Below are 26,710 nucleotides of genomic sequence, written 5' to 3'. Positions count from 1 at the left end.
GGATGACTGTGACGACTGTGTTTTCTTATCTCCCCGCATACACCCCTAAGGGGGACTTGAACCTTTCCTTGGGTTCGACCTCCGAGCTGCTGATGCTTTTGGCGGCGATGGCGTATTCGGTGACGTTCGTGGTGTTCGCATACGACTTGGTGCGTTCTTCTCAGACGATTCGCGACATCGAGAAGTCGCTTGTGAAGGAAGAGAAGCGTGCGCTGGCTGCCGCTGCGGCCGGTAAGGGCACTGCCGGCAATGTCACTCCGGGTTCGGTTGCGCTTGCTGACCGCGATGAGCCGGACACGGAGCGGGACACTGAGCGGGTGCGTCACCGGAACGCGACGGTGGATGGTCAGCTGGTCGATGACGACATGGACTACGACGAAAAGGCACCGACGCGCCGCTTGGCTCGGGTTGCGATCGCTTTAATGTGGTTGTCCTTCGCGATCCACGCCGCTGCCGTGGTGACCCGTTCGATCGCCGCGCAGCGCGTTCCGTGGGGCAACATGTACGAGTTCATGACCACGGGCGCGCTCGTGGTTGTTGCGGTGTACTTGGTCGCGCTCATGATCAAGGACATCCGTTTCATGGGTGTGTTCGTCTCTGGCTTGGTCGTAGCGATGATGTGCTCGGCCACCATGGCGTTCCCAACTCCCGTTCAGCACTTGCAGCCGGCGCTGCAGTCGCCGTGGTTGATCATTCACGTTTCGATCGCGGTATTGGCTTGCGCGCTGTTCACGTTGACGTTCGCGATGGCTGTCCTGCAACTCATTCAGTCACGCCGCCAGGCCGCGCTACTGGCTGGCCGCGAGGACAAACTGCCGTGGCTGCGTTTGGTGCCGTCCGCGGTGACGCTTGAGAACGTCGCTTACCGCATCAACGCGGTCGCATTCGTCGCCTGGACGCTGACGCTGATCTTGGGTGCCGTGTGGGCGAACGAAGCATGGGGTCGCCCGTGGGGCTGGGACACCAAGGAAGTCTGGACCTTCATCATCTGGGTTGTCTACGCAGGCTACTTGCACGCTAGGGCAACCCGCGGCTGGACCGGCGACCGCTCCGCATGGCTGAGCATCATCGGTTACGGCTGCATCATCTTCAACTTCACCGTCGTCAACACCGTGTTCGCGGGCCTGCACTCATACGCAGGCATCTAGCGGCTGACGGGCGCGGCCTCTGGTGTGGCCGTTAACGTGGACGGCCGGGACTCCTTGTCGGAGTCCCGGCCACCCACGTTTTAACTGCAGCTGTTTATGCGGCGCTGTGTTTATGCGGCGTGGGGGATGGAACCGCGCTTGCGCACTATCACGATGCCGATGACGGCTAGCGCTACCGCGAGAACGAGGTCCACAGGGGTAACGAAGTAGGCGTCGTAGAGGAACTGCTCGGCGGCGAACAGTGCGCACCGCAGAACTGCCAAGACTGCCACGCTAGCCACGAGGCCAGGGGCGTAGGTGGTCTTATCGCGGGCCATGAGCGCTGCCGCAATCAAAGGGATAACCAGCGAGACGCCCCACACGGTGAGCACCAGGCCGCGCGGCGGAAGCGCCGAACTCACGATGAGAACCAGCAAGAACACGTGATACACAGCCGGCGCGAAAAGAAGCGCGCAGATCGATTTAGGGTTCATTTACCATTCCAGATCATCTATTAACGGAAACGGCGCTCCGCTGAAACGGCGCTCCGCTGAAACGGAAGCGTCTTAAAGGTAAACGCATTAAAGCATGAGGTGAGTGGGGCCACAAGATGCTTAATCGGTTGGCTTGCTCTCGTCGCTCTGGTTTTTGCGGCGGAACTGTTCCTCGTATGGATTCTCTCGTGTCTCGAAAAACGGGGATTCCTCGAGGTGCATCCCGGCTTCCTTATCGCGGCGGTCACCGCGCATGAGCCACACAATGAACGTCGCGAAAATCGCGATCAAAACCAGAACGCCCACCGTTCCCAGGATCACCGGAAGCCACGTTGGCTGGCTATCGGTGACCGGACCATCGTAATGAGTGGGGTTGAACGGCATCGACACAGAGGGGAACAACACAGTAGGCGCGATCATGGCCGTTCACCGCCATCGGAATCCTCAACGTCGCCTGGCAGGCCGTTGTCGCGCTGACCAGGGCCTGACATGTCACGGTCAGGGTTACCAACTCCGGTGTTGCCGCGCTGGCGGTCACGCTCAGCAGCCTGCTCACGTTCACGCAACGCGGCTTCCCGCGCCTCAAGCTCCTTTTCGCGGCGCAACGCGTCCTGCTGCATCTTCTTCCGGTCCCGCTCAAGGTTCAAGCGTTCAAGGAAAGCCGCATCGTCATCTGGGCCCTTGCCGCGGGGAGCGGCAGCCGGGGCAGTCTTATCCGAACCCAGGGTCAACCACAGCACCGCGCCAACCACCGGCAACACGATGATCGCGGCGATCCACACACCCTTCGGGAGCGAACGCACGCGATGCTGAGACGTCCCGATCGCGTTGAACAACGCGTACAGGATAAAAACAAGAACCAGTGGAACGATGAATACGAGCCAACGCATACGGTCCATTCTAGTTTGCGGCCAGCACGGCACCTCCGCAGGTCACCGTTAGACTGGTGCGGTGAAGGTTTTTTGGATGGGTTTGATCCGCGGCGTGATTCTGATCGGCGTCGCCATGCTCGTGTACTACTTTTTCGCATTCAACCGTTGGCCAGTCGGCGGCGCTATCGCCTCGGTGATTGTGGGCGCGGTTGTTTCGTTCGCGGTCACGTTCCTGTTCATGAACAAAGCGCAGGCTGAGGCCAGCCAGCAGTTCCGCCGCGCACTCAGCCGCCGCAAAAACGAAACCGAAGCCATGAAGGCCCCTAAAGCGGAAGCTCCGAGCGACGAAGACGTCGAGGACGCCTACCTCGACGCGCAAGAGGGAGCAGGCCGTCACGGCAAGGCTGACAGCACCGACCTCGCAGACCGCTAGAACGGTACACACTTAAACGGATACGGCCGCCGCTTCAACCAACCCGGTTGATGCGGCGGCCGCTCTTATGAGGACCGCTAGGCCAGCAGAAGCTTATTGATCACGACCGCGAACGAGAACAGTACAGCGAAAACCACCTGAATAAGGCTTGTGGTCGCGAGCGCCGGGATGAGGTCGCGGCGGTCCTGCGCCGTCAACACCGCGGCGCACGGTTTGAACGCAACCACGAACGTCAACAACACCACGAAAAGCCACGTGTTCGTGACAAACCCGAGGCTCACCGGCCCCAAGATCGCAACCACGATCATCAGAACATAGATCAGTCGCGCAGGGCGGTCCCCAACACGCACAGCGAGCGTGCGTTTGCCCGCAGCACGGTCGGTTGGCAGGTCACGAATATTGTTGACCATCAACAAGGCAGTAGCGATCAAACCAATAGAGATCGCACCGAGCCACGAATGCCCCGACGAATGCCCCAACTGGGTGTAGGTCGTGCCGACCGTGGCAACAAGGCCAAAGAAAATAAACACGAACAGCTCGCCCAAACCGAGGTAACCGTACGGGTTCTTACCGCCCGTGTAACCCCACGCCGCAGCGATCGCGAGCGCACCCACAATCAGCAAGACCCACGTCTGCGTCATCCACACAAGACCCAGGCCAGCCGCCGCCGCCAGGCCAAAGCACAAGAACGAGGCATACTTGACCGCCCGCGGGCTCGCCGCCGCGGAGCCAGTGAGCCGGAACGGACCCACACGGTTGTCATCGGTGCCGCGCACGCCATCGGAATAGTCGTTCGCGTAGTTGACCCCGATCTGCAGCAACAGCGAAACCACCAGAGCAAGCAAGGCCGGAATCCACTTGACCGAACCCGAAGCCGCGAAACCCGCCGCAACACCCACCACCACGGGCGAAACGGCCATCGGGAGCGTGCGCAGGCGAGCGCCAGAAATCCATTGTGAGGCAGTGGCCACGAAGAACGAGGTCCTTTCTAAAAAGACGTTACGGGTAAATGAACCCGCTAGTTAGATTAGCGTGCTCAAGCGAGCAACCGCGGTCTGCCGGTCAGGTTTGTGGTTGCTGAGCCGCGGGATCGCGCCAGCCCGGATCACGACGCGGGGAACGGCGGCCGCTGAAACGTTCGCCTTGACCTCGGCGGCGATGTCGGCCTCGGTTGCGTCCCCGGCATAGATGAGACCGACGGTCTGTCCCCACTCGGGGTGGGGGACCGGAACCACGACGGCTTCGCGGACCGTCGGCATCGTCTCTATGGTCGCCAGGATGCGGGCCGCGGACACCTTGACGCCGCCGGTGTTGATGACGTCATCGATGCGGCCGCGGATCCGAAGCACACCGTTGGGTAGGAGCGTGCCGAGGTCGTCCGTGACGTACCAGCGGGTCGGATGCGCGTGATTCATGCGCGGGTCGGGGAAGTGCGTCACGAAATGCTGCTCGGTACGCTCGGGATCGCCGATGTAGCCGGAAGCGACCTGGGGGCCGCCCAAGCTGACCCGGCCATCGGAATCGATCGAGATCGAAACACCCGGCAGCGGCTCGCCGTCATACACGCAACCCCCGCAGGTCTCCGCCGAACCGTATGTCAGCACGATGGGGATGCAGAGCTCGCGGGCACGTTCGAGCGTTGCCGGTGGGGTAGCGCTGCCGCCCACCAGAACCGCGGCGTAACGTTTGAGCGCCTCAACGCCCTGGGGTGATTCCAACAGGCGGGTCAGCTGGGTTGGAACCAGGGACGTCAGCAGCCTTGGCGGCGAATCGGTGCCGTGGCCTGCGCTGGTGGCGAGTTTGTCAGTCGCCGCCGCAAAGGCTCCCGCCGTGAAACGCGAGCGCAGATCCATCGTCACCAGCGAGCTACCCGCGAGCACCGCCCGCGAAACCACGGCCAGGCCGGCAACATAATGCAGAGGCAACGCAAGCAACCAATGGCCGGTACCGATCCGCTGAGTGGTTGCGGCCGCGGAAGCCTTAAGGGCATCAGCCGGTAAAGCGGTCCGCTTAGGCATCCCAGTAGACCCCGATGTGCGAATCACCGCTGCCGTACCCTCCGGCGCATCGTCCGGATGCTCGACCACGAACGGGATGCCCGCTTCCGTGCGTGTGTCAGCGGAGCCAGCGGGTGCCTCGACGATCTCAACCGCAGGGCCCGTGCCCTCTAGCGCGGCAGTAAGCCGGGTGCGCACGTCCGCAACAGCATCAGCGAACGCGTACCCCGCGTTGTCAGACAATGCAGACACCGGATCAGAAAGCATCGAATCAGAATGCACTGAATCAGAAGTAGTACGGGTGGGCTGACCAGTCCGGGTCACGCTTCTCAAGGAACGCATCCCGGCCCTCAACGGCCTCATCCGTCATGTACGCAAGGCGCGTAGCCTCGCCAGCGAAAACCTGCTGGCCCGCGATGCCGTCATCGACCGCATTGAACGCGAACTTCAACATGCGGATCGCCTGAGGGGACTGGCGAGCGACATCCGCCGCATACTCGAGCGCGACCTTCTCAAGCTCGGCATGCGGAACCGCGGCGTTGACAGCGCCAGCCTCCACCATGTCCTGAGCCGAATACTCGCGAGCCAAGAAGAAAATCTCACGCGCCTTCTTCTGACCAATCTGGCGAGCCAACAGCGCCGAACCGTAACCCGCGTCGAAGGAGCCAACCGTCGCGTCAGTCTGCTTGAACTTACCGTGCTCGGCAGAAGCGATCGTCAAGTCCGCGACCACATGCAGCGAGTGCCCACCACCGGCAGCCCAACCGTTCACGACCGCGATAACGACCTTGGGCATCGTGCGGATCAGGCGCTGAACCTCAAGAATGTGCAGACGGCCGGCGCGGGCAGGGTCGATCGTCTCGCGCGTCTCGCCCGCGGCATAACGGTAGCCATCACGGCCACGAATACGCTGGTCCCCACCCGAGCAGAACGAATGCCCGCCGTCCTTAGGGGACGGGCCGTTACCCGTGAGGATCACAGTGCCCACATCGCCCGTCATACGGGCGTGATCCAACGCCCGGTACAACTCGTCGACCGTCCCCGGGCGGAACGCGTTACGCACCTCGGGGCGGTCAAACGCGATGCGGACCGCGCCCAGATCGCGCACAACGGCGCCGCTGGCGTCCCGCTCAACCTGGCGGTGGTAGGTGATGTCCTGGAAATCAAAACCCTCAACAACGCGCCACGCGGTGGGGTCGAAAACGTCAGAAACCTTCTCAGGCAAAACAGAATCTTGAGCAGTCACACGCCCAGTCTAGTTGACACGGCACACCCAGCCCGGCGTTACTGGGCCAGCGTCACAGGGCTGCGTCAGCGTCACATCACCGCGGCTGTTACTCCGGACTGCAACAACGCCCACCACGTAAAGCCGAACAACGCCAAGTGATACGTGACCATCACAGCAACCGAATGAGCCTGGTCCCGGCTCACAAACTGCTTCCACCCCAGCAACGCGTCAGAAACATAAAACAGCAACGCCGCACCGATAACCCACCATCCACCAGGCTGGCGAACATGCAACGACGCAGCCAACACCATCATCGAAATCAAAGCAATATAGGCCGTGGTGACCACGATCAAACGGTCACGATGCGCCGCCCGAATCAGCCGCGAACCCACGGCAAAGAAACCAGCCACCACCACGATGCCTGCGAGGAGCAAACCGATCCAACCGCCCTCGGGCATGCCCGGCTCAGCACCCTGCTGAACCGGGCCCGCCCAGGCACGCCACGTCAACGTGACCGTCAAAACAGCCTGCGCGGCCCCGAACGCCAACGCCCCATACATGAAGCGTCCACGGTCTAACAGCAGAAGATCGCCCAACAAAGCGAAACACAAAGCACCCGCAACAAGCGTCGAAGCCCACGCCGGATGTGGACGCTCCAAACCTGTCAACACCACGCTCGCCGTCAACAATGCAGGCACCGACGCTTTCGTGAGCCAACGCCACGTGCCCTCGGTGCGCGGAGTCAGAATCCAGTCCGCGACCGCGGCAACCCCGGCAAGGATCAAACACACTACGGCGACAACCGGCATGGGAACAGCTCCTAGATGTCCAGCGAGAACAAGCTCGACGTTGCGCTGGCCAGCAACGTGCCGTCCTCGGCGTACAACTTGGCCGTCGTGACTGTGACAGAGCGGCCGGATTTTTCTACCTCGCCCACAACACGCATCAGGCCAGAGGCCAGCGTTACAGGGCGAAGCATCCGCACATGCAGATCCATCGTCGTGAACGCATGCCCCGGCCGCGCCACCGTATCCGCGGCCATACCGCACGCGTTATCCAAAAGGGTCGAAACGAAACCGCCGTGGCCCGACCCGATCTTGTTAAGAAACTCCGGCTTCATCTGGCACGTCAGCTCCACCGCGCCCTCGCGGGCATCAACCAAGCGGACCCCCAGCAATTGGTTAAACGGGGCCGGCGTGATCTCGCCGTTGATCTGGGTGCGTAGCACCTCGAGACCCGTACGGTTGATGTGCAAATCGCGGTGTTCAGAATCTTCCAAGGCCATGCAACCTAGTTTAGGCCGCGCAGACGCCTTAGCTCTCTTCGACGAACTCCGGCTCTTCCAAGCCCTCTTCCGGTTCCACGTTCTTGCGGTTGCGAGCCAAACGGTCAACAACCATCGCAATAGCGCCATCACCCGTAACATTCGCTGCCGTGCCGAAGGAATCGAGAGCGATGTAGGTAGCGAACATCAAGCCGATCTGTGCCTCGTTGAAGCCCAGCATCGAACCCAACAGGCCCGAAGCCGCAGCGATCGCGCCGCCAGGAACACCAGGAGCCGCAATCATCATGACGCCCAGCATCAGGATGAACGGCAAGTAGTGGCCGAACGCGATATTCGTGCCGGACAGCATCATGACCGCGAGCGAGAACAGAACGATCTTCACCATCGAGCCCGAAAGGTGGATGGTTGCGCACAACGGAATCACAAAGTTACGAACCGGATCCGAAACCTTGTTCTTCTTAGCCGCCTCAATCGTGACCGGAATAGTCGCAGCACTCGAAGCCGTACCTAGTGCCGTCACATATGCCGAACGCATGTTCCACAGCGACGTCAACGGACGACGCCCCGCAACAGCACCAGCGATCAGATACTGAAGAACCAAAACCGCCAGCGTCAACAACAGCGCAACCAAAGCAACCAGCAAGAAGTTGCTGACCACATCGCCCACAGCGCCCGAAAGCGTCAGATCCATGAAAATACCGAAAATGAACAACGGAAGACCAGGGATGATGATGTTGCGAATCAGCTTGTCCACAATCTTGCGGAAATCAACCGCAGCATCGAACAGTGCGTTCGACTTGATCGCAGTGAGCCCCAGACCCAAAATGAACGCCAAAACCAGCGCCGGCAAAACCTCAATAGCTGGCGGTAGCACGATCTCCGGGACCGCAGGCTCCTCAGAAGCCTCCTGAACGATCGCGAAATACGGGTTGATGTCCGCACTCGCCTCACCGATGTTTGGCGCACTCCCACCCAAGAACAGCGGGAACACGGAATACGCAACGCCATAAGCCAACACGCCAGCAGCGATCGTGGAACCGTAAGCGATCCCGGCCGTCATACCCAAAAGCTTGCCCGCACCGCGACCCAACTCAGCAATAGCCGGCAAAACCAAGCCCAAAATGATCAGCGGGATCGCAAACGTCAAGATCCCGGAGAACAGAGAGTTATAGGTCATGAAAACGCGAGCGAGCCAGCCCGGCATGATCGAGGCCTTGTCGGCCCCCTCACCATAGGTAGGCAACGTCAGCGCGATGCTGGCGACAATGGCGATCAGCACCCAGGCAAGCAGGGGGAGGCGGCGGAAGAAAGACATGATTCCTTCTCAATAATCGGGGCGAAATGACTCAGAGGTAATGACTCATTGCAAGACGGTAATAACTGAAAGTAAGACTACTCACATTTAGGGGTATGTGTCACAGATCTCCCGCTCCACCGCGGCACGTGAAACACTGGGGTAAACACCCATATGCTTCGTGGCCGCGAATCCGCGCGCCCCGGTGCGAACCTCTACTAAAGGAGAACCATGACTGAAGCGATGCTGGTCGGCGGCGTACGTACTCCAGTTGGACGCTACGGAGGCGCACTGTCCTCTGTCCGTCCAGACGACCTCGCGGCCCTCGTCATCAAGGAAGCCATCGAGCGTGCAGGCATCGGCCCAGAAGTAGTCGACGAAGTTATCCTCGGCAACGCTAACGGTGCAGGCGAAGAGAACCGCAACGTCGCACGCATGGCGTGGCTGCTCAACGGCTACCCAGACTCCGTGCCAGGCATCACCGTCAATCGTCTGTGCGCATCGGGCATGTCCGCGATCGCGATGGCAACTCAGATGATCAAGGCCGGCGACGCCGAGATCGTGGTTGCCGGTGGTGTTGAGTCGATGTCCCGCGCGCCATGGGTCATGGAGAAGCCAGCCAAGGCATTCGCAAACCCAGGTAAGGTTCACGACACCTCGATCGGTTGGCGTTTCCCGAACCCTAAGTTCCTCTCCGGTGAGCTCTCCCGCGACGGCAAGTTCACTTACTCCATGCCAGAAACCGCGGAAGAGGTTGCACGCCAGTACAACATCTCCCGCGAAGACGCCGACGCTTTCGCGGCGTCCTCCCACGAAAAGGCCCTCGCCGCTATCGAAGCCGGCCGCTTCAAGGACGAGATCGTTCCGGTCTCCGTGTTTGACCGCAAGGGCAACGAAACCATCGTTGACACTGACGAGGGCCCACGCCCAGGCTCGACCCCAGAGGTTTTGGCCAAGTTGCGTCCAGTCGTCAAGGGCGGCGAAGTCGTGACCGCAGGTAACGCATCCTCCCTCAACGACGGTGCATCCGCGATCATCGTGGCCTCCGAAGAAGCCGTCAAGAAGTACGGCCTCAAGGCGCGCGCACGCGTCGTCTCCAACGCTGCCGCAGGTCTCGCCCCAGAAATCATGGGTATGGGCCCGGTCCCGTCGACCCGCAAGGCACTCGAAAAGGCCGGCCTCGACATCTCCGACATCAAGGCCGTAGAGATCAACGAAGCGTTCGCAAGCCAGTCGCTCGCTTCTGTCCGCGAGCTCGGACTCGACCCGGAGATCGTCAACCGCGACGGCGGCGCGATCGCACTTGGCCACCCACTCGGCTCCTCGGGTGCGCGCATCGTCATCACCCTCCTGGGCCGCATGGACCGCGAACTCGGCGAAACCGAAGGCCGCAAGCTCGGCCTCGCGACCCTGTGCATCGGTGTAGGCCAGGGCCAGGCGATCATCGTGGAGGCCGTCTAAACCATGGCCTTCGACGCATCGGGCTTCACAGCCCTTGAGATCACCGAAAGCGAAGACCGCGTCGTAGCACGCATGAACCGCCCAGAGGTTCTCAACGCGATCGACCAAACCATGGTCGACGAGTTCCACGCCCTGTGCGGATACCTCGAGCGCACCCCGAAGATCCTCATCATCACCGGTGTTGAGGCGAACGAGGAAGCCGGCCAGCGGGGCATCTTCGCATCCGGGGCCGACATCGCGCAGTTGCGCGAACGACGCCGCGAAGACGCGCTCGCGGGTATCAACTCGCAGATCTTCTCGCGTATCCACCGCCTCCCGATGCCGGTCATCGCGGCGATCGATGGCTTCGCCCTCGGCGGCGGCGCCGAACTCGCCTACGCGGCCGACTTCCGCATCGCGACCCCTAAGGTCAAGATGGGGCAGCCTGAAACCAACCTCGGCATCTCGGCTGCGGCGGGTGCCTTGTGGCGTCTCAAGGAACTCGTAGGTGAACCAACCGCGCTCGAGCTGATCCTCGCAGGCCGCATCCTCAACGCTGAGGAAGCCCTCGAACTCAAGCTCGTGACGGAACTGCACGAACCATCCGAGCTCATGGCGGGCGCCCACGCGCTCGCTGACCGCATCGGCAAGCAAGACCCGCTCGCGGTCCGGATCTCCAAGCGTGTGTTCTCGATGCCGCGTGACGCACACCCGGCCGTCGACGAGCTCGCGCAGGCGATCCTGTTCGAGTCACAGGCGAAATTCGACCGCATGCAAGCGTTCCTTGATCGCAAGAAAAAGAAGTAGAGGTTGCAACGTAGATGAGCGATTTTCCAGCAAAAGTTGGCGTGATCGGTGGCGGCCGCATGGGCGCCGGCATCGCGCACGGTTTCTTGACCTCCGGTAGCGAGGTCATCGTTATCGAAGCGAATGACGATGCGGCCAAGGCGGCGACCGAACGCGTCGCTACCTCGGTTCAGAAGTCGATCGACCGCGGCCTCGAGGGCAGTGTTGAGGACTGGATGGGCAAGTTCAGCGTCTCCACTGACAAGGCTGATCTTGCAGGCCGCGAGCTTGTGGTTGAGGCTGTTCCGGAGATCTGGGATCTCAAGGTCCAGACCCTCCAGGACGCTGAGAAGAACATGGACGAAACGGCCGTGTTGGCGTCGAACACGTCCTCGCTGTCGATCGATGGTCTCGCGAAGGAGCTGTCCCGCCCGGGCCGCTTCCTCGGTCTGCACTTCTTCAACCCGGTTCCAGCGTCCAAGCTGATCGAGGTTGTTGTTGGCCAGCAGACCGACGAGGAGCTCGTTGGCGCTGCACGCGGCTGGACTGAGGGCCTCGGCAAGACCGCGGTCGTGGTCAAGGATGCCCCAGGCTTTGCGTCCTCCCGCCTCGGTGTGGCTTTGGCGCTTGAAGCGATGCGCATGGTTGAGGCCGGTGTGGCTTCCGCTGAGGACATCGACAACGCAATGGTGCTTGGCTACGGGCACGCATCCGGTCCGCTCAAGACGACCGACATTGTGGGTCTCGATGTGCGCCTTGGCATCGCTGAATACCTCGAAGAGACGCTGGGTGAGCGCTTCGCTCCGCCGCAGATCATGCGAGACATGGTTGAGCGCGGCGAGCTCGGCATGAAGTCCGGCAAGGGCTTCTACGACTGGAGCAAGAAGTAAGCGGCAAGCGGTAAGCACCGCTTATTGACAGCTAACTGACAACGATGCGGGTTCGGTACCAACCGGGCCCGCATCGTTGTTTTACGCCGTTATTGCACCGATAGTGCGCCGAGTTTGCGCCGGCAGAGAAGTTTCGCCTTTTTAGTGATGTACGCCTCGCGCGCTGGTAGTCTGGTAAGGAAAACTGACCGATCGTTCAGGAAAGGGATGTTGCATCCTTATGAGCACTTCCACGGTGACCGACGTTCTGCCAAGTTACGCGTGCGACGAATGGTGGACCCCGGCTGGCGACGCCAAGGGAACCCCGGTATACGATGCATCGACCGGTGAGGTCATTGGCTCCGTTTCCGCTGAGGGCCTCGACCTTGAAGCCATGATCAACCATGCCCGCACTGTGGGGCAGAAGAACCTCTCCGAGCTGACGCTGCACGAACGTGCACTGATTCTGAAGCAGCTCGCCCAGTACCTGCAGGCCAACCGTGAAGAAATGGATCGCCTGAACCTCACGACGGGTGCTACCGCTCGTGACGGCATGATCGATATCGACGGCGGTATCGGCACGCTCTACACGTTCTCTTCGAAGGGCCGCCGCGAGCTGCCTAACTCGAACGTGATCGAAGAGGGCCCAGTCGAGGTTCTCTCGCGTGACGGCTCGTTCCTCGGTACGCACATCATGCAGGCTCTGCCGGGCGTGGTTGTGCAGATCAACGCGTTCAACTTCCCGGTGTGGGGCTTCCTCGAGAAGTTCGCGCCGGCTTTCGTTGCGGGCATGCCGACCATCGTTAAGCCAGCAACCCCATCGGCTCAGCTGACCGTTGAGGTCGTGCGCCAGATGATCAACTCGGGCCTGCTCCCGAAGGGTTCGCTCCAGCTCATCACGGGTTCGGCGCGCACCGTGATCGATCACCTCGACTACCGCGACATCGTCGCGTTCACGGGTTCCGCAAGCACGGCTCACGCGCTGCGCGAGCACCCGAACGTGACCCGCGGCGGTGTCCGCTTCACCGCGGAAACCGACTCGCTCAACGCCGCGATCCTCGGCGCAGACGCAACCGAGGGCTCCCCAGAGTTCGAGGCGTTCGTCAAGGCTGTTGCGGTTGAGATGACCGCTAAGGCTGGCCAGAAGTGCACCGCGGTTCGCCGCATCTTCGTTCCGAAGGGCCTCAAGGGCGCTGTTGTGAAGGCGCTCGGTGCCGAGCTGGATAAGCGCGGCAAGGTCGGTGACCCACGCGTTGAGGAAACCCGCATGGGTGCGCTGGTTTCGATGGATCAGCTCAAGGACGTGCGCGGCGCGGTCCAGAAGCTCGTCGATGCCGGCGCTAAGGTCGCTTACGGTACGCCGGAAAGCGCTGACGATGCGTTGGTTGCCGAAGGCGGCAAGGTTGAGGACGGCGCGTTCATGTCGCCAGTCATCCTCGATTTCGAGGACGCCGAGACCCCTGAGCTCCACTCGGTTGAGGCTTTCGGCCCGGTTTCTTCGATCGCAGAGTACGAGGACACCGCGTCCGCTGTGCGCCTGGCCGCTATGGGCGAGGGCTCCCTGGTTGCGACCGTGTGCTCGAACGACCCAGAGGTCGTGGCGGAAGTTTCTAAGGGCATCGCGGGCCACCACGGCCGCGTGCACGTGCTGAACCGCGACACCATGAAGACCTCGACCGGCCACGGCTCCCCGGTTCCACACCTGATCCACGGTGGCCCGGGCCGCGCCGGTGGCGGCGAGGAGCTCGGTGGCGTTCGCGCTATCAAGCACCACATGTCCCGCACCGCACTGCAGGGCTCCCCAGACATGCTGACGGCCGTGACCGGCGTGTGGCACACGGGCGCCGAGCAGCGCCTCGCTGGCGACCCAGAGTTCGGTGGCTCGGATAAGTACCGCCACCCATTCCGCATCCCGCTCAACGAGCTGCGTGTGGGCGACGGCTTCGCGTCCGGCCTTCGCAAGGCTACCCGCCAGGAGATCACCGACTTCGCTAACACGACCGGTGACACCTTCTACGCACACACCAACGACGAGGCCGCGGAAGCTAACCCGTTCTTCCCAGGCATCGTCGCCCACGGCTACCTGCTGGTTTCCTGGGCTGCTGGCCTGTTCGTGGAGCCAAAGCCGGGCCCAGTCTTGGCGAACTACGGCCTCGAGAACCTGCGCTTCATCACCCCAGTGGGCATCGATGACTCGGTTCGCGTGACCCTGACCGCTAAGCGCATCACCCCACGCGTGACCGACGAATACGGCGAGGTCGCCTGGGATGCCGTGCTCCACAACCAGAACGGCGAGATCGTAGCAACCTACGACGTGCTGACCCTGGTTGAAAAGGAAAACACGACCTACAAAGACTGGAAGTAATCTTCCATAGAAACGTGTGAGGGGCGTGCCAGCTACATAGCTGGCACGCCCCTCACACGTTTAAGCCTTCGCGGATTGAATACGTGGGCCGGCCACCAGTAACGGTGGCCGGCCCACGTCGTCAGCGTCGCTTAGTAAGCGCGACGGCTCCGCCGCTTAATATGCCGCGACGGCTCCGCCGCTTAGTAAGCCTTGTGGCGCTGTGGGACCTTGAGGTGGATCAGCGCGAACTGTCCGCCTTCAACGGTCTCTACGGCACCCTTGACGGCTTCTGGAAGCTGGTCGTTGGTTTCGACGAGGAAGCCCTTGCCGCCGAACGCGTCCGCCATCTTCGCGAAGTTCGGGTTCTTGAGCTGGGTTCCGGAGACGCGCTCTGGGTATTGGCGTTCCTGGTGGGTGCGGATGGTGCCGTATTCGGCGTTGTCCATCACGACCACGAGGATCGCGGCGTCGTACTGGGCTGCGGTTGCGAGCTCTTGGCCGTTCATGAGGAACTCGCCGTCACCCGCGATGGTCACAACGAAGCGCTCTGGCTTGTCGAGCTTCGCGGCCACGGCGGATGGGATCGAGTAGCCCATCGAGCCGTTACGTGCCGAGATCATCGCGGTGTAGAACTCGGTAGGGAAGTAGCGGTGTGCCCAGTTGGTGTGTTCGCCGGCGCCGAGGGTCACCATCGAGTTCTCAGGCAGCGCAGGTACGAGGTGGGCCATGAGGGCGTCCATCGTGGCCTGTTCGTTGCGGGTCGAGGCCTCAGGCAGGGTAGCGAACTTCTCTTGCTCGCCGCGCATGCGCTCGGTGAAGGCCTTCCACTCTGGCTTGACGTCGAGCTCCATGCGGACGAGGTCGCGCACGAACGTGTCTGGCTTCGCGACGATCTGGTGGGTCACTGGGCCGGAGCGGCCGCGCAGCGATGGGTCGATCGAGACGATGAAGTTCTTCTGTTCCCAGTTCTGACGGATGTTGAAGCCGTCGGTGATGACGTCGCCCGGCACGGTTCCGACGAACACGAGCAAGTCGGTCTCTTCGAGGAGGTCATAGGTTGGGCGTGGGCGGCCGTAACCGATCGGTCCAACGTAGGACGGGGACGAGAACGGTACGAGGCCCTCACAGCGCCATTCAGCGGCGGCCGCGAGCTTGTGGTCTTCGAGCCACGCGGTGAAGGCCTTGGCGCCTTCGTCGGTCCAGTCGTTGCCGCCGAACACGAACAGTGGCTTCTCAGACTCCAGCAGCGCAGACTTGAGCGCCTTCCAGTCTTCAACGGTCATGCCACCGGTCGCTACCGGGATTGGCGGGTGAACTGGAACGGTGACCTTTTCGCGGATCACGTCTTCCGGAAGGCCTACGACGACGGGGCCAGGTCGGCCTGAAACCGCGGCGAACATGGCCTCGGCTACGATCTCGGATGCGCGCTCTGGGTGGTCGAGGACCATGACGCGCTTGGCGCCGGTGCCGAACCACGCTTTAGGGTCGAATTCCTGGAACGCTTCGCGGTCGCGGTGCTGGAACGGGATCAAACCGACGAACAGCACGAGCGGGGTCGAGTCCTGCCATGCGGTGTGCAGGCCGACGTGGGCGTTAGCGGCACCTGGGCCGCGCGTCACCATCGCTACGCCAGGAACGTCGTTCAGCTTGCCTTCGGCTTCAGCCATGTAGGTTGCGCCGCCTTCGTGGCGGCACACGATGCTTTCGATGCCGGAGTTGTAGAGGCCATCGAGCACGTCGAGGTAGCTTTCACCCGGGACCACGTAGGTGCGCTTGACGCCGTGGGCCTTGAGTGATTCAACAATGAGGTGGCCAGCAGATTGTTCGACTGCCTGCGGCTTAGACATAGAGACCTCCCACTAGGTGTGACTGCCACCGGCCCACTTGGCTCAGGTGGTTCTTGCGTTACAGACACTTTTGCAGGTTTTGGCGCAAAAAGCTGAAATCGTGTCTAGTGTGACGAGGTTTAACTTGTAGAGATTTCTAATGAAGACATAAATATTGCCAACAGGCCCACTTGTGAGAGTAGAGCTTTAGAACTCGTCCTCGTCGTCTTCTACCTGAGGGAGCGGCTCCGGGGTGGGGCGGAACCACATGAGCCACGCATAGATCGCGCTGATGGTCAGCAGGATCATGCCAAACAGCTGCGCGAGCAGAGGTTGCGGACCGCCGGTCAGGCGAGGCAACAGCGCGGAAGCCACTGTCATGCCGATGCCGCCGATCGCGGTGAGCGACCACGCCCATCGGGAGCCGAAACCGACACCCAGCAGGCCCGCCATGATGAGCGCGTTGAGTGCGAAGTTGAGCCATGCGATGTGCATGATCTCAGAGAAGATCAGATCCGGATGTGCGAGGTCAGGGCCGAACTGCAGAAGCGCCGCAACACCCGTGTAGACGAGCAGCATGATCGCGCCCATGATCGAGAAGTTCGCGACAGGCACGGCTCGCGTGAACTTACCAGCGAGTGGATGCTTGCTCCACAACGCGAGACCCACTGCGCCGACCGCGAAGAGCGGCAGCGCGCCAAGCAACAGCATCCAGTTGGCGCTGCCCGGGTAGAGGGCCACGGCGATGAACCCGAAGAATGTTCCGAGCATGCTGAACCACCAACCGAGTTCGTTGCGGTGGGCGAGCAAAAGGTTGCCGATCGCCACGAACAGCAAGAAGCCGATGTTCAGAAGGGTCAGATTGGAAGCCGCGCTACCTGCGGGCGCGCCGGAAAGCTCAGAAATCAGTTGATCCACGAGGGTCCATTCTATCTGGGGGCTGTGTCGGGCTATGTAGGGATAGCGGCGGGGTTAGCGCGAGGTTTCGAGACCCTCGAAGAGCAGCGAGAGCACGCCGCGTTTGGCGCTCTCGGTCGACATCGAATCGTCCACGCGAAGCCACTCAACGAGGGAGTTGATGGTACCGAACATGTAGCGGGCTACGTTGCCGGGGTTGAGATCGCCGCGGATGCTGCCTTCTTCGATCGCTTGTTCGACGATGCTCGCGGTGAGCCGGTCGAGTTTGCGTCGGCGCTGCATCGCCGCGACTTCGACCTCCGAGTTGCCACGCAGCCGCAGCAACAACAGGACGTAGGGGCGGCGTTCCACGAGCACTTCGATGGTTTCCGACATGAGCGCGCGCAGTGTCGCCAGCGCCGTGGGCTCAGGGTTGGCGATGTGGTAACGGAACGCTTCTTCGAGCGGGTCGAGCGCGGCGTCGAGGGCTTGGCGCAGGATGTCGAGTTTGGACGGCACGTGGTGGTAGATCGCGGACTTAGAGATGCCGAGCCGTTCGGCGAGCATCCCCATGCTGGTCGCGTCGTAGCCGTGCTTGGTGAACATGTCCACGCAGATGCTGAGCACGGTCGCGGTGTCGTAGCCGGGGCGTCCACGGCGCGCGCCAGTGGTCCCGCTCGCTTCGGAGCGCGGGTTGGTGGCGGGTGTGCTCGTCATGTGTGCCGTCCTTATATGCAGAATGCTTGATTCTAGCGCAGTCCTGGAGTTGGGGTTTATGAGCGTTGCGGGTTTAAGCGTGTGGAGGGGCGGGTCCGTCGGTTGTGACGGATCCACCCCTCCATGCTGTTCTTCCCGCGCTGTCCTACCCGCGCTGGCTTAACCGTTGCGGGTAAGGCGGGTTTTACTTGTTGCGCAGGTCGTAGATGCGCTTGAGCTTACCCATCGAACGCTCCAGGGTGGCTGGCTCGACGACGTCGATGCGGCACGAAGATCCGATGTGGATCTTGATGAGGCGCTGCAGTTCCTTGCCTGCCTCATCTGCGCGGTCGCTCGTGCAGTCGTCGCGGCGTTCGACCTTGACGGTGAGCTCGTCCATACGCTTTGGACGGGTGATCTCGAGCTGGAAGTGCGGCGAGAGGCCTTCAACCTTGAAGATGAGCTCTTCGATCTGCGATGGGAACAGGTTCACGCCGCGGAGGATGATCATGTCGTCGGAGCGGCCGGAGATGCGGCCGATGCGGCGGTGGCCTTCGCGTGCGGTTCCTGGCAGCAGACGGGTGAGGTCGTGCGTGCGGTAGCGGATGATCGGGAGAGCTTCCTTAGTCAGGGTCGTGAAGACGAGTTCGCCTTCTTCGCCGTCTGCGAGCTGGCGGCGCTCATCGAATGGGTCGATGATTTCTGGTGCGAAGTGGTCTTCCCAAATGTGGGAGCCGTCCTGCAGCTCGTAGTTTTCGCCGGCAACGCCTGGGCCCATGACTTCGGAGAGGCCGTAGATGTCGGATGCCTTGAGATCGAACATGTCCTCGAGCTCGTCGCGCATTTCCTGGGTCCATGGCTCGGCGCCGAGGATTGCGTAGCGCAGCGAGGTCTTGCGTGGGTCGAGGCCCTTCTTCTGCATCGCATCGCCGATGGTCAGCAAGTAGGTTGGGGTCGCTGCGATCGCGTCTGGCTTGAAGTCTTCGATCAGGGTGATCTGCTTGTCGGTCTGGCCGCCGGACATCGGAATGACGGTTGCACCTGCCGCTTCGATCGCGGCGTGTGCGCCGAGGCCGCCGGTGAACAGGCCGTAACCGTAGGCGTTGTGGACCTTCATACCCGGGCGGACACCGGCCATGCGGAAGCAGCGCGCGCCGAGGCGTGCCCACGTGTCGAGGTCGTTCTTGGTGTAGCCGACCACGGTTGCGCGGCCGGTGGTGCCGGAGGAAGCGTGGATGCGGGCGACCTGCTCCATTGGCACGGCGAACATGCCGAATGGGTAGGTGATGCGCAGGTCTTCCTTGGTCGTGTATGGGAACTTCGCGAGGTCGGAGAGTTCCTTGAAGTCGTCAGGGTGTACGCCCTGGTCGTCGAACTTCTTGGTGTACAGCGGAACGTTTTCGTACGCGTACTTGAGGATCTTGGCGGTGCGCTCGGTCTGGATTTCGCGGATCTGGTCCACGCTCATTTTCTCTTCGGGATCGAGCTGGCCCTGATCGGATAGGACAATCTTTGACATGTTTCCTCCTGGCGGGGAGATAGGGGCGTCTGTACGAAGGTCTGTAAAGGTCTGGTGCCGTGCGATGCGGCGGGTGGCTTTAGCGCACGGTTGGCGGGGCCGCGTTGATGGTGCGCGAGCGGCCGCGGAACTCGATGAGCGTTTCGGTGCTGCCGTCGGCGCGTTCTTGGGTCACGGTGATGTCGTAGAGCCCGGAACGGCCGGATTGGTTGACGACGCGGGCAACGGCTCGCATCGGAAGGTCGGGTAGGCCTGGCTTGAGGAAGTTGACGTCGACGCCCTGCGCGACCGTGTAGCTGGTTTCGGAGCCGGCTGGTTCATTGCAGGCCATCGCGAACGCGACATCAGCGAACGTGAAGAGCATTCCGCCCTGGACGATGCCGAATCCATTGAGCATCTCCTTGCGGGGGGTCATCTCGATTTCTGCGTAGCCGGGCTCAGCCTTGATCGGTTCGATGCCCATCCAGTGGGTGCAGTGATCGAACTCGAGGATCTTGTGGTGTTCAGCCAGACGCGAGCCGAGCTCGGTGTTCGTTTCAGTCATCGACGTACTCTTTCACATCGGTGTACATTCACACGCTGTTGTGAGCGGTGCATGGTCAGTCGGTGTACGCCGGCGAGCGGCGCGTAGGGCTATACCGGCCGGTGCCGGGGCGGGTTCACGGGCGCACTTTAGAGCACGTAGATTGATCCGCCTGAACGAACGGTCGGTTATTCGATCTTAAGACTGGCCCGGCAACGTGTCAAAAATCACGTTGCCGGGCCAGTCATAAATCAGCGGGTTGAATCAGGGATTCAGCCCTGTACGCAATCGATTGCTCCTACTCGACGATGCCGATCGCGCTGAGCATGAACGCGTACTCCCACGCGCGGTCCTTCCACAGCTCGTAACGCCCGGATGCTCCGCCGTGCCCGCCGTGCATTTCACACGTGAACAGCACTGGCTTGCCGGAGGTCGTGTACTCGCGCAAACGCTGAACCCACTTAGCTGGTTCAACGTAGAGGACGCGGGTGTCATGCAGCGACGTGCGGGCGGCGATGAGCGGGTAATCCTGCTTCGTAATGTTCTCGTAAGGGGAGTAGCCGAGCATGTACCGGTAGACCTCTTCGTCCTCGATCGGGTTGCCCCATTCCTCCCATTCCAGGGCTGAAAGAGGAAGGTCCGGGTCGAGGATCGAGGTCAGCGGGTCAACGAACGGAACCGCCGCCAGCACTGCTTGGTACAGCTCCGGTGCCTGGTTCAGCACGGCACCCATGAGTAGGCCGCCCGCCGAACCGCCGAATGCTGCGATGCGCTTAGGATCAGCCCATCCGGCCTCGACGAGCCAGCGCGTCGCATCCACGAAGTCGTTGAAGGAGTTCTCCTTCTTGAGCTTCTTGCCGTCGAGGTACCAGTGCCGGCCGCGCTCGCCGCCGCCACGGATATGCGCGGTCACGAATACGACGCCGCGGTCCAACAGGCTCGGGATCATGTAGCCGAAGCTGGGGTCGTTCGAGATCTCGTAGGAGCCGTACCCGTACACGATCGTCGGGGCCGTGCCGTCGGCTTTCACGTCACGACGCCGCAGCACCGTGAGCGGGATCTGCTCGCCATCGCGGGCGGTAGCCCACTCGCGGGTCGCAACATAGTCCTCCGGTTTGTAGTTGTTGACCGGCGCGGTGTGCAGAAGCCGGCATTCGCGCTTGACTGGGTCCGCATCGTAGGCCTGATTCGGGGTGGTATCGCTAGCCTTCTGCAAGCGGATCACGGGTGCTTCGAAGCTGTTCGAGCTGGCTTCGACCGCAACCGGGGCGTCTCCCGCTTCGTCAATCAGCGGCTCCCAGAACTCCAGCTCAGCACCGGAGGCGAGAGCTTCATCGCTGAGCGCGGTCAGCGGGAAGATGCGGACGCGCGGGGTCGTCTCAGCGCGCACCGAAAGCACGATGTGGGTGCTGGTTGCCTCAAGCTCATTCAGCTTGGTCTCAGGGTGCTCAGCAATCACGGGACGCCACGTGGAGCGGTCCGTGACCGTAGCGAGGTCCGCGATGTCGAGGCGGCCGTTCGGAGCGTCCGCATCGTGCAGAATGAGTGCCTGGCGGCGGCCATCGACCGTCACCGGAGTCACGCTGTTGAGGATGCGCTCCTCGCGCGAAACTAGAAGACGCGGCTCGCTTCCGGCCTCCATGCCTTCCCAGATCCAGGTCTCGGCGTATTCGGAGTTACCGGCGACGATCAATAGATCTTGCTCGTCATCGCTCGTTTCCGCACCGAGCCACATCTGGACGTCATCCTCTTGGTACAAGAGAGTGTCTTCGGATGCGTCCGTGCCGATCGTGTGGACCTTGAGCTGATGCGGGCGCCACGTCTCATCCACGACCGTGTAGACGATGCGCTGCCCGTCCGGGGTGAAAACAGGCTCATAGAACGCACCCTCGATGCGGTCGGAAAGCAACTGCCCTGTCGTGAGGTCCTTAACGAACACAGTGAAGCGTTCGTCGCCCGTGAAGTCCGCGGCGTAGACGAGCTTGGTGCCGTCGAGGGACACATCGAGGCCGCCGAGCGCAAAGAACGTGTGGCCCTCGGCCAGAGCGTTGCCATCCACGAGGATCTCTTCGCCCTCGACTGGCTCGCCTGGCTTGAGTGCCGGTGGTGTCCAGTCGGCGGCGAGATCGCCGGTGTCGGCGGCCTTGACGCGTGCGTGGATCGGGTATGCCGAACCCTCGACTGTGCGGGAGTAGTACCACCAGCCGCGCGAACGCTTAGGGACCGCAACGTCCGTCTGTACGACGCGCGCAGAGATCTCTTCGTAGATCGCGTCCCGCAACGGCTTCTGCTCAGCGGTCACGGCGTCGGCGTAATCGTTCTCGGCCTCGAGGTGCTTGATGACCTCAGGATCTTCCGAGTTCCGCAACCATTCGTACTCATCGGTGCGGGTGTGGCCGTGATGTGTCGCCGAAACCGGGCGTTTCTCAGCTACCGGTGGCTGCGGTGTTGAAGGCTGCAGCGGTGTAGAAGATTCAGGATTCGTAGTCATAGGACTTATCTAATAAAGAAGCCCCCGAAAGCGTCAACAAACTCCGCTTACGGCATAGCTGGGCGGGCCTGGCATATCGTAGCGAGGTGCGGGACACCACTCCAGTGGCACAGCGCGGCTATGTCAGAATCAGTAGACCGATCACGCAGGCGGCCGACAAGGCGACGACACCCGCGCCGCCGCCGATGAGCGCGCGCTTGCGCCGCTGCCTACCTTGAGCGGTGTGCGCGCGGGCGGCAACCACCGCATCGGGCGCTGTGGCCTTTAGACGCGGAGCACGCGCGAAGATTTTGTCCAGGTCCTCGCGCAGCTGGCCGTGGAAGGTCTCCGGAGCGCACACGACCGAACGCATCGCGGAATCGACCCACGTGTGTGGGCCGGCCTCGTCCACGAGCACAACGCAGGGGATCGTGGTGGACAAACCGTGCAAAGACTCAACCTGGTTCGTGCTGCCGGGCGCCATGCGGGCCACAGCGAACGTGTCCTTGCCGATCGTCGCGAGCACATCCGTGTCCCAGCCGCGGTATTCGGTAGGGAACGCGTCGATATGCAGCGGCGGCACAATCCACTCCCAACCGTGAGGGGCGGTGGTTTCGCTCCACGGCAAGTGGACCGTCTTGCGTGCCATCCCCACAACCTTCGCGACAGCATCCGCGCGGACCTCAGGCTCGAACGGGCGGGAACTGAACACCCGTTCGGGGGAGAACGCCGGGGAGAACACAGGGGAGGTGGCGTGCTCGTTGGCGGGCTGGATGGCCTCGATGGCTTCCGTGAGCAGGGCGTCCGATGGGTGCGCGAAGGCGCGTGCGACCATCTGGCCACGTTGTACGTCGGATACGGGGTGAGGGGTCAGCGCCGTAACGCCGAGGGTGCCGCCGAGGGCCGTGAGTTCAAGCTCCACGCCCCCTGAGGCTTGCTCCGCGAAGTAGGTAACGAGCTGAGTGCGGATCGCGTGGGCTGCTGCGAGCCCGGTTTCCGAATGGGGGAGTAGGGCCGTGAAAGCGACCCTGGAAGGTTTCATCGCGAAGACTCCGGCGCGCTGAGGGTTTCCGGACTTACCTGAGCCGGCGCCCAAAACGGTGTTACGAAGGACTGACGCCGATGCCGCGTCATCGGTGTCAGCAGGAGTTGCGTTACTGAGGCTTGCGAGGTTGAGCTCCTCGGGCGCGTCGGGTCCTGTGAGTGTGCAGAGCCGGGCAACGCCTGACCCGAAGAGGTCCGCGAGCACCTGACATGACAGCGTGTTGTCGTCGCGTGGGGTCGCGCTCGGAAGCGCCTCGGCCGTCCACTGAGTGATGCCGGTCCGGACCGCCGCGTCCGCAATCCAGTGCTGAGGTGAATGATGCGTGTGTGAGACCCGTGGGGACGGTTCGACCGCGACGTCGAGGTCTGCGTCATGCAAGCTCAGGCTCACCAGCCGTTTCCAAGAAGCTCCAACGGCTGAGCTCGGGCCAGAGAAAGAGATACAACTGGACGTCGCGCGCACATCAACATGGGCATCGACCTCATCGGCGCCATCGTCCGCAGCGCCGACCCCATCTCCGGCTAGGCAGTGAGAAGCAATAGAGACCAAGGTGTCACAAAGAGAGGCTTCGTTTTGCAACTGATAATGGGCAGAGCCACGTGCAAACCACACGGAAGCTCGAATGTTACGAGGCTCGATGGCGCACGATCCATGATCACGGGTGTGCAGCCAGCCTCCTCGCATCGCTGCATCCCACGGATTTACAGGCATTAGACCTCTTTCCTCAACCCTCATCATGATGGCAAAACTGGCATCAATAGACGGTCAAATAGCTCGTTTCTCTATCATCGCAGGTGGAATGGCAACGTCAGAACCGTTAGGCTTACAAACCTGTGACCATCCTCACCCAAGGGTGAATGCCGTTGGTTCGTCATCGCCTCGGGTGTGGGCCGCTGTTATGCAAGCAGCGGATCAAACGTGAGACCAAAGAACGGACCCGACATGAGTTACTCGCACTCTGATGCATCCGGGACGCGGAATCAGGAAGGCAAGCTTTCGCTCAAGCGGATGACCATCTGGGCCATGCTTGTTGCGCTAGTAGCGGCAATCCTGACGCCTGCAGTAACAGCCCATGCAGCACCCGCACCCCAGCCGGCCACCGCATCGGCCGCCGTATCCTCAACAGAGAAGAAAAACGACTCCGTAGAAGGCAAGACCTTCACGATCGCAACCGATACGACCTTCGCTCCATTCGTGTTCCGTGAACCAGGAACCGGCGAGATGACCGGTATCGACATGGAGTTGCTCTACGCGATCGCAGAAGACCAGGGCTTCAAAGTCAACCTCAAATCGCTCGGCTTCCAAGCCGCAGTTTCGTCCCTGACCTCGGGTCAGGCTGACGGCGTGATTGCAGGCATGGGCGTGACCGACGAACGCAAGAAGATCTTCGACTTCTCCGACGCGTATTACGAGTCCGGCTCAGTCATGGCGATCGACGAGAAGAACGACGACGTCAAGGGCTACGAAGACCTCCAAGGCAAGACCGTTGTTGCTAAGGGCGGATCCGAAGGTGAGCGCGCCGCAAAGAAGCTCGCCAAGGAGTACGGTTTCAAGATCAAGCCGCTCGACCAATCTGCGGCGATGGTTCAGTCCGTCAAGAACGGCTCCGCGGTCGGCGTCTTCGACGACGACCCAGTGTTGCGTTACGGCATCACCCAGGGCTCGGGCCTGAAGATCGTAACCCCTAAGATCCCTGGCGGCGATTACGCTTTCGCCGTCAAGAAGGGGCAGAACCAGGACCTGCTCAAGGCATTCAACCGCGGCCTCGCCAACCTCAAGTCTTCTGGCGAATACCAGAAGATCATGAACAAATACCTGGATCCGCAGGAAGCTGAAAGCGCGGGCGACATCTTCGGTCTGCTCAAGCAGTCCTGGCCAGCGCTCCAGAAGGGTCTGATCAACACCCTCATCATCACCGGCGTATCGTTCGTGATCGCTATGGTGCTGGGCCTCATCTTCGGCTTCATGCGCATCTCCAACAGCATCGTGCTGCGAGGTATCGCACGCGCCTATGTCGCGATCTTCCGCGGAACCCCGCTGCTGGTCTGGGCGTTCCTGTTCTATTTCGGTGTTCCGCAGCTGTTCAACGTCAAGGGCGATATCTTCATGGCGGGTGTCGCGACGCTGTCGCTCAACGCAGGTGCCTACCTCACCGAGATCGTCCGCGGTGGCCTCCAGGCCGTCGACCCAGGCCAGATGGAAGCCGCACGCTCCCTCGGTATGGGTTGGGGCAAGTCGATGCGCCGTGTCGTCGTGCCGCAGGCCGTCAAGATCTCGACGCCATCGATCATCAACCAGTTCGTTATCACGCTCAAAGACTCCTCGCTGCTGCTGACCATCGGCTTCGCCGAACTGCTCTACCAGGCGCAGCAGATCTACGCGGCGAACTACCGCGTGACCGAAACCCTCATCATCGTCGGCATCATGTACTTCGTGGTCATCACCATCCTCACGTGGATCGCTGACCTCGTGGATAAGAAGGTGAACAAGTGAGTACCCAACCACACAGCAATGAAGTAAACGACGCCGCAACCGTTGCGCAGGATGCACCTGCGCAGGCAGTGGCGGGCGATGCGTCGGGTGAGACCGTCATCGAAGTCACCGACCTGCGCAAGGCCTTCGGTAAGAACGAAGTCCTTAAGGGGATGAACCTCAACGTCAAGCGCGGTGAAGTGATCTCGATGATCGGCCCATCGGGCTCCGGTAAGTCGACGTTCCTGCGTTGCCTCAACCGGCTCGAAGAAATCACGGGCGGAACCGTCAAGGTCCTCGGCCAAGACATCACCAACCCCAAGGTCAACATCAACAAGGTCCGCCAGAACATCGGCATGGTGTTCCAGCACTTCAACCTGTTCCCGAACATGACGGTCGAAGAGAACGTGATGCTTGCCCCGGTTGAGCTGGGTCGGTGCAACAAGGAGGAAGGTCGCAAGAAAGCCGCGGCACTGCTTGAACGCGTTGGTTTGGCAGACAAAGCGAAGGCCCGCCCGCAGCAGCTGTCTGGTGGTCAGAAGCAGCGCGTGGCAATCGCTCGAGCGCTCGCGATGGAACCGCAGATCATGCTGTTCGACGAAGCGACCAGCGCGCTCGACCCTGAAATGGTCGGCGAAGTGCTGCAGGTCATTCGTGACCTCGCTCAAGAAGGCATGACCATGATCCTTGTGACACACGAGATGGGCTTTGCCCGCGAGGTCTGCGACCGCGTCTTGTTCCTCTCCGACGGCGTCATCTGCGAAGAAGGAGCGCCTGAGCAGCTGTTCGGTAACCCGCAACAGGAACGCACGCAAAGCTTCCTCGCGAAGGTTCTGTAAACCTCTATCGCAACAGCGCCTTAGATAACGATGCGGCGGCTGGCACATAGGAACGTGCCGGCCGCCGCATCGTTGTTTGAAGGTCGCCGTGATGTTTGCAAGAGCGTCGGCAGGCGGCGATCATTAAGGCAGTGATGAAGCTTGATTAAGGCGAAATAACTTGCCTTGTGAGAGTGTTATCACATATCCTGAACGAACGGTCAGTAATTCGCGCTGGCCCCCTATAAACCTTATTCATCGGAAGCAGGAGC

Annotated in this window: 24 protein-coding genes; 8 read left to right on the top strand and 16 right to left on the bottom strand. The window is 61.6% G+C overall.

The window, feature by feature from the left end; translation table 11 throughout:
* The first annotated feature begins 2 nt into the window (after window positions 1-2).
* Entirely contained in the window at window positions 3-1,148 is a 1,146-nt protein-coding gene (ccsB, locus tag JOD50_RS02320) for a c-type cytochrome biogenesis protein CcsB (protein WP_204880257.1), read from the top strand.
* Between the two features lie 110 nt (window positions 1,149-1,258).
* Here the strand turns inward: ccsB and JOD50_RS02315 are convergent, their stop codons facing one another.
* The 3 genes from JOD50_RS02315 to JOD50_RS02305 form a co-directional block, all read right to left on the bottom strand.
* The gene (locus JOD50_RS02315; RefSeq protein ID WP_204880256.1) at window positions 1,259-1,621 is read right to left on the bottom strand and encodes a hypothetical protein; all 363 of its coding nucleotides are present in this window, start codon (window positions 1,619-1,621) and stop codon (window positions 1,259-1,261) included.
* Window positions 1,622-1,741: 120 nt separating this feature from the next.
* The gene (locus tag JOD50_RS02310) at window positions 1,742-2,041 is read right to left on the bottom strand and encodes a hypothetical protein (RefSeq protein ID WP_204880255.1); all 300 of its coding nucleotides are present in this window, start codon (window positions 2,039-2,041) and stop codon (window positions 1,742-1,744) included.
* The gene (locus JOD50_RS02305) at window positions 2,038-2,511 is read right to left on the bottom strand and encodes a PLD nuclease N-terminal domain-containing protein (RefSeq protein ID WP_204880254.1); all 474 of its coding nucleotides are present in this window, start codon (window positions 2,509-2,511) and stop codon (window positions 2,038-2,040) included. The genes JOD50_RS02310 and JOD50_RS02305 overlap by 4 nt, the downstream gene beginning before the upstream one ends.
* A 61-nt stretch (window positions 2,512-2,572) precedes the next feature.
* On the opposite strand from JOD50_RS02305, the gene JOD50_RS02300 reads away from it, so the two are divergent.
* Window positions 2,573-2,926, top strand: a complete 354-nt coding sequence (locus JOD50_RS02300) for a hypothetical protein (RefSeq protein WP_204880253.1) — start codon at window positions 2,573-2,575, stop codon at window positions 2,924-2,926.
* Between the two features lie 77 nt (window positions 2,927-3,003).
* Here JOD50_RS02300 and JOD50_RS02295 read toward each other — a convergent pair whose 3' ends face one another.
* From JOD50_RS02295 to JOD50_RS02270, 6 genes are all read right to left on the bottom strand, one after another.
* Window positions 3,004-3,897: a 1,4-dihydroxy-2-naphthoate polyprenyltransferase gene (locus JOD50_RS02295; protein ID WP_204880252.1), complete on the bottom strand. Its 894-nt coding sequence runs from the start codon at window positions 3,895-3,897 to the stop codon at window positions 3,004-3,006.
* A gap of 51 nt (window positions 3,898-3,948) precedes the next feature.
* Window positions 3,949-5,247 (bottom strand): AMP-binding protein, encoded by a 1,299-nt coding sequence (locus JOD50_RS02290; protein ID WP_338051972.1) that lies wholly within the window; start codon window positions 5,245-5,247, stop codon window positions 3,949-3,951.
* Entirely contained in the window at window positions 5,210-6,169 is a 960-nt protein-coding gene (locus JOD50_RS02285) for a 1,4-dihydroxy-2-naphthoyl-CoA synthase (protein WP_204880251.1), read from the bottom strand. Before JOD50_RS02285 ends, JOD50_RS02290 begins: the two co-directional genes overlap by 38 nt.
* Before the next feature lie 71 nt (window positions 6,170-6,240).
* On the bottom strand, window positions 6,241-6,960 hold the full coding sequence (locus JOD50_RS02280; protein ID WP_204880250.1) for a lysoplasmalogenase family protein: 720 nt from the start codon (window positions 6,958-6,960) through the stop codon (window positions 6,241-6,243).
* Window positions 6,961-6,971: 11 nt separating this feature from the next.
* Complete coding sequence (locus JOD50_RS02275) at window positions 6,972-7,436, bottom strand: PaaI family thioesterase (protein ID WP_204880249.1); 465 nt, start codon at window positions 7,434-7,436, stop codon at window positions 6,972-6,974.
* A gap of 28 nt (window positions 7,437-7,464) precedes the next feature.
* Window positions 7,465-8,751 carry a dicarboxylate/amino acid:cation symporter gene (locus JOD50_RS02270; protein WP_204880248.1) on the bottom strand — a complete coding sequence of 429 codons (1,287 nt, stop codon included), beginning with the start codon at window positions 8,749-8,751 and terminating at the stop codon, window positions 7,465-7,467.
* A 210-nt stretch (window positions 8,752-8,961) separates the two neighbouring features.
* Between JOD50_RS02270 and JOD50_RS02265 the strand changes: the two genes are divergently transcribed.
* The 4 genes from JOD50_RS02265 to paaZ all read left to right on the top strand — a co-directional run bounded on the left by JOD50_RS02265 (window position 8,962) and on the right by paaZ (window position 14,190).
* Window positions 8,962-10,191 (top strand): thiolase family protein, encoded by a 1,230-nt coding sequence (locus JOD50_RS02265; protein ID WP_204880247.1) that lies wholly within the window; start codon window positions 8,962-8,964, stop codon window positions 10,189-10,191.
* A 3-nt stretch (window positions 10,192-10,194) separates the two neighbouring features.
* Window positions 10,195-10,977, top strand: coding sequence for an enoyl-CoA hydratase/isomerase family protein (locus JOD50_RS02260; protein ID WP_204880246.1), 783 nt, complete (start codon window positions 10,195-10,197; stop codon window positions 10,975-10,977).
* A gap of 14 nt (window positions 10,978-10,991) precedes the next feature.
* Complete coding sequence (locus JOD50_RS02255) at window positions 10,992-11,846, top strand: 3-hydroxyacyl-CoA dehydrogenase family protein (protein WP_109303148.1); 855 nt, start codon at window positions 10,992-10,994, stop codon at window positions 11,844-11,846.
* A 220-nt stretch (window positions 11,847-12,066) separates the two neighbouring features.
* Window positions 12,067-14,190: a phenylacetic acid degradation bifunctional protein PaaZ gene (gene paaZ / locus JOD50_RS02250; RefSeq protein ID WP_204880245.1), complete on the top strand. Its 2,124-nt coding sequence runs from the start codon at window positions 12,067-12,069 to the stop codon at window positions 14,188-14,190.
* Window positions 14,191-14,372: 182 nt separating this feature from the next.
* Here the strand turns inward: paaZ and JOD50_RS02245 are convergent, their stop codons facing one another.
* From JOD50_RS02245 to JOD50_RS02215, 7 genes are all read right to left on the bottom strand, one after another.
* Entirely contained in the window at window positions 14,373-16,019 is a 1,647-nt protein-coding gene (locus JOD50_RS02245; RefSeq protein WP_204880244.1) for a thiamine pyrophosphate-dependent enzyme, read from the bottom strand.
* A 186-nt stretch (window positions 16,020-16,205) separates the two neighbouring features.
* Window positions 16,206-16,916 (bottom strand): hypothetical protein, encoded by a 711-nt coding sequence (locus tag JOD50_RS02240; protein ID WP_101630383.1) that lies wholly within the window; start codon window positions 16,914-16,916, stop codon window positions 16,206-16,208.
* A 54-nt stretch (window positions 16,917-16,970) separates the two neighbouring features.
* Window positions 16,971-17,612 carry a TetR/AcrR family transcriptional regulator gene (locus JOD50_RS02235; RefSeq protein WP_101630384.1) on the bottom strand — a complete coding sequence of 214 codons (642 nt, stop codon included), beginning with the start codon at window positions 17,610-17,612 and terminating at the stop codon, window positions 16,971-16,973.
* Between the two features lie 184 nt (window positions 17,613-17,796).
* Window positions 17,797-19,110, bottom strand: a complete 1,314-nt coding sequence (locus tag JOD50_RS02230) for an AMP-binding protein (RefSeq protein WP_204880243.1) — start codon at window positions 19,108-19,110, stop codon at window positions 17,797-17,799.
* Between the two features lie 79 nt (window positions 19,111-19,189).
* Entirely contained in the window at window positions 19,190-19,654 is a 465-nt protein-coding gene (locus tag JOD50_RS02225) for a hotdog fold thioesterase (protein ID WP_101630386.1), read from the bottom strand.
* 277 nt (window positions 19,655-19,931) lie between these two features.
* Window positions 19,932-22,124, bottom strand: coding sequence for a S9 family peptidase (locus JOD50_RS02220; RefSeq protein WP_204880242.1), 2,193 nt, complete (start codon window positions 22,122-22,124; stop codon window positions 19,932-19,934).
* A 118-nt stretch (window positions 22,125-22,242) separates the two neighbouring features.
* Window positions 22,243-23,538, bottom strand: a complete 1,296-nt coding sequence (locus JOD50_RS02215) for a hypothetical protein (RefSeq protein WP_204880241.1) — start codon at window positions 23,536-23,538, stop codon at window positions 22,243-22,245.
* Window positions 23,539-24,090: 552 nt separating this feature from the next.
* On the opposite strand from JOD50_RS02215, the gene JOD50_RS02210 reads away from it, so the two are divergent.
* Window positions 24,091-25,641: an ABC transporter substrate-binding protein/permease gene (locus tag JOD50_RS02210; RefSeq protein ID WP_239541496.1), complete on the top strand. Its 1,551-nt coding sequence runs from the start codon at window positions 24,091-24,093 to the stop codon at window positions 25,639-25,641.
* Window positions 25,642-25,709: 68 nt separating this feature from the next.
* Entirely contained in the window at window positions 25,710-26,459 is a 750-nt protein-coding gene (locus JOD50_RS02205; RefSeq protein ID WP_285330298.1) for an amino acid ABC transporter ATP-binding protein, read from the top strand.
* Window positions 26,460-26,710: the final 251 nt, after the last annotated feature.

The organism is Pseudoglutamicibacter cumminsii (assembly GCF_016907775.1).
Classification (GTDB): Bacteria; Actinomycetota; Actinomycetes; order Actinomycetales; family Micrococcaceae; genus Pseudoglutamicibacter; species Pseudoglutamicibacter cumminsii.
The sequence above is the reverse complement of the archived record's forward strand: the minus strand, read 5'-3'. Positions and strand labels throughout refer to the sequence as shown.

What these genes read in the sequence shown, in the direction of transcription:
- ccsB (WP_204880257.1), top strand. Translation starts at nt 3, where the DNA reads ATGACTGTGACGACTGTGTTTTCTTATCTCCCCGCATACACCCCTAAG.
- JOD50_RS02315 (WP_204880256.1), bottom strand. Translation starts at nt 1,621, where the DNA reads ATGAACCCTAAATCGATCTGCGCGCTTCTTTTCGCGCCGGCTGTGTAT.
- JOD50_RS02310 (WP_204880255.1), bottom strand. Translation starts at nt 2,041, where the DNA reads ATGATCGCGCCTACTGTGTTGTTCCCCTCTGTGTCGATGCCGTTCAAC.
- JOD50_RS02305 (WP_204880254.1), bottom strand. Translation starts at nt 2,511, where the DNA reads ATGCGTTGGCTCGTATTCATCGTTCCACTGGTTCTTGTTTTTATCCTG.
- JOD50_RS02280 (WP_204880250.1), bottom strand. Translation starts at nt 6,960, where the DNA reads ATGCCGGTTGTCGCCGTAGTGTGTTTGATCCTTGCCGGGGTTGCCGCG.
- JOD50_RS02275 (WP_204880249.1), bottom strand. Translation starts at nt 7,436, where the DNA reads ATGGCCTTGGAAGATTCTGAACACCGCGATTTGCACATCAACCGTACG.
- JOD50_RS02270 (WP_204880248.1), bottom strand. Translation starts at nt 8,751, where the DNA reads ATGTCTTTCTTCCGCCGCCTCCCCCTGCTTGCCTGGGTGCTGATCGCC.
- JOD50_RS02265 (WP_204880247.1), top strand. Translation starts at nt 8,962, where the DNA reads ATGACTGAAGCGATGCTGGTCGGCGGCGTACGTACTCCAGTTGGACGC.
- JOD50_RS02260 (WP_204880246.1), top strand. Translation starts at nt 10,195, where the DNA reads ATGGCCTTCGACGCATCGGGCTTCACAGCCCTTGAGATCACCGAAAGC.
- JOD50_RS02255 (WP_109303148.1), top strand. Translation starts at nt 10,992, where the DNA reads ATGAGCGATTTTCCAGCAAAAGTTGGCGTGATCGGTGGCGGCCGCATG.
- paaZ (WP_204880245.1), top strand. Translation starts at nt 12,067, where the DNA reads ATGAGCACTTCCACGGTGACCGACGTTCTGCCAAGTTACGCGTGCGAC.
- JOD50_RS02245 (WP_204880244.1), bottom strand. Translation starts at nt 16,019, where the DNA reads ATGTCTAAGCCGCAGGCAGTCGAACAATCTGCTGGCCACCTCATTGTT.
- JOD50_RS02235 (WP_101630384.1), bottom strand. Translation starts at nt 17,612, where the DNA reads ATGACGAGCACACCCGCCACCAACCCGCGCTCCGAAGCGAGCGGGACC.
- JOD50_RS02230 (WP_204880243.1), bottom strand. Translation starts at nt 19,110, where the DNA reads ATGTCAAAGATTGTCCTATCCGATCAGGGCCAGCTCGATCCCGAAGAG.
- JOD50_RS02225 (WP_101630386.1), bottom strand. Translation starts at nt 19,654, where the DNA reads ATGACTGAAACGAACACCGAGCTCGGCTCGCGTCTGGCTGAACACCAC.
- JOD50_RS02220 (WP_204880242.1), bottom strand. Translation starts at nt 22,124, where the DNA reads ATGACTACGAATCCTGAATCTTCTACACCGCTGCAGCCTTCAACACCG.
- JOD50_RS02210 (WP_239541496.1), top strand. Translation starts at nt 24,091, where the DNA reads ATGAGTTACTCGCACTCTGATGCATCCGGGACGCGGAATCAGGAAGGC.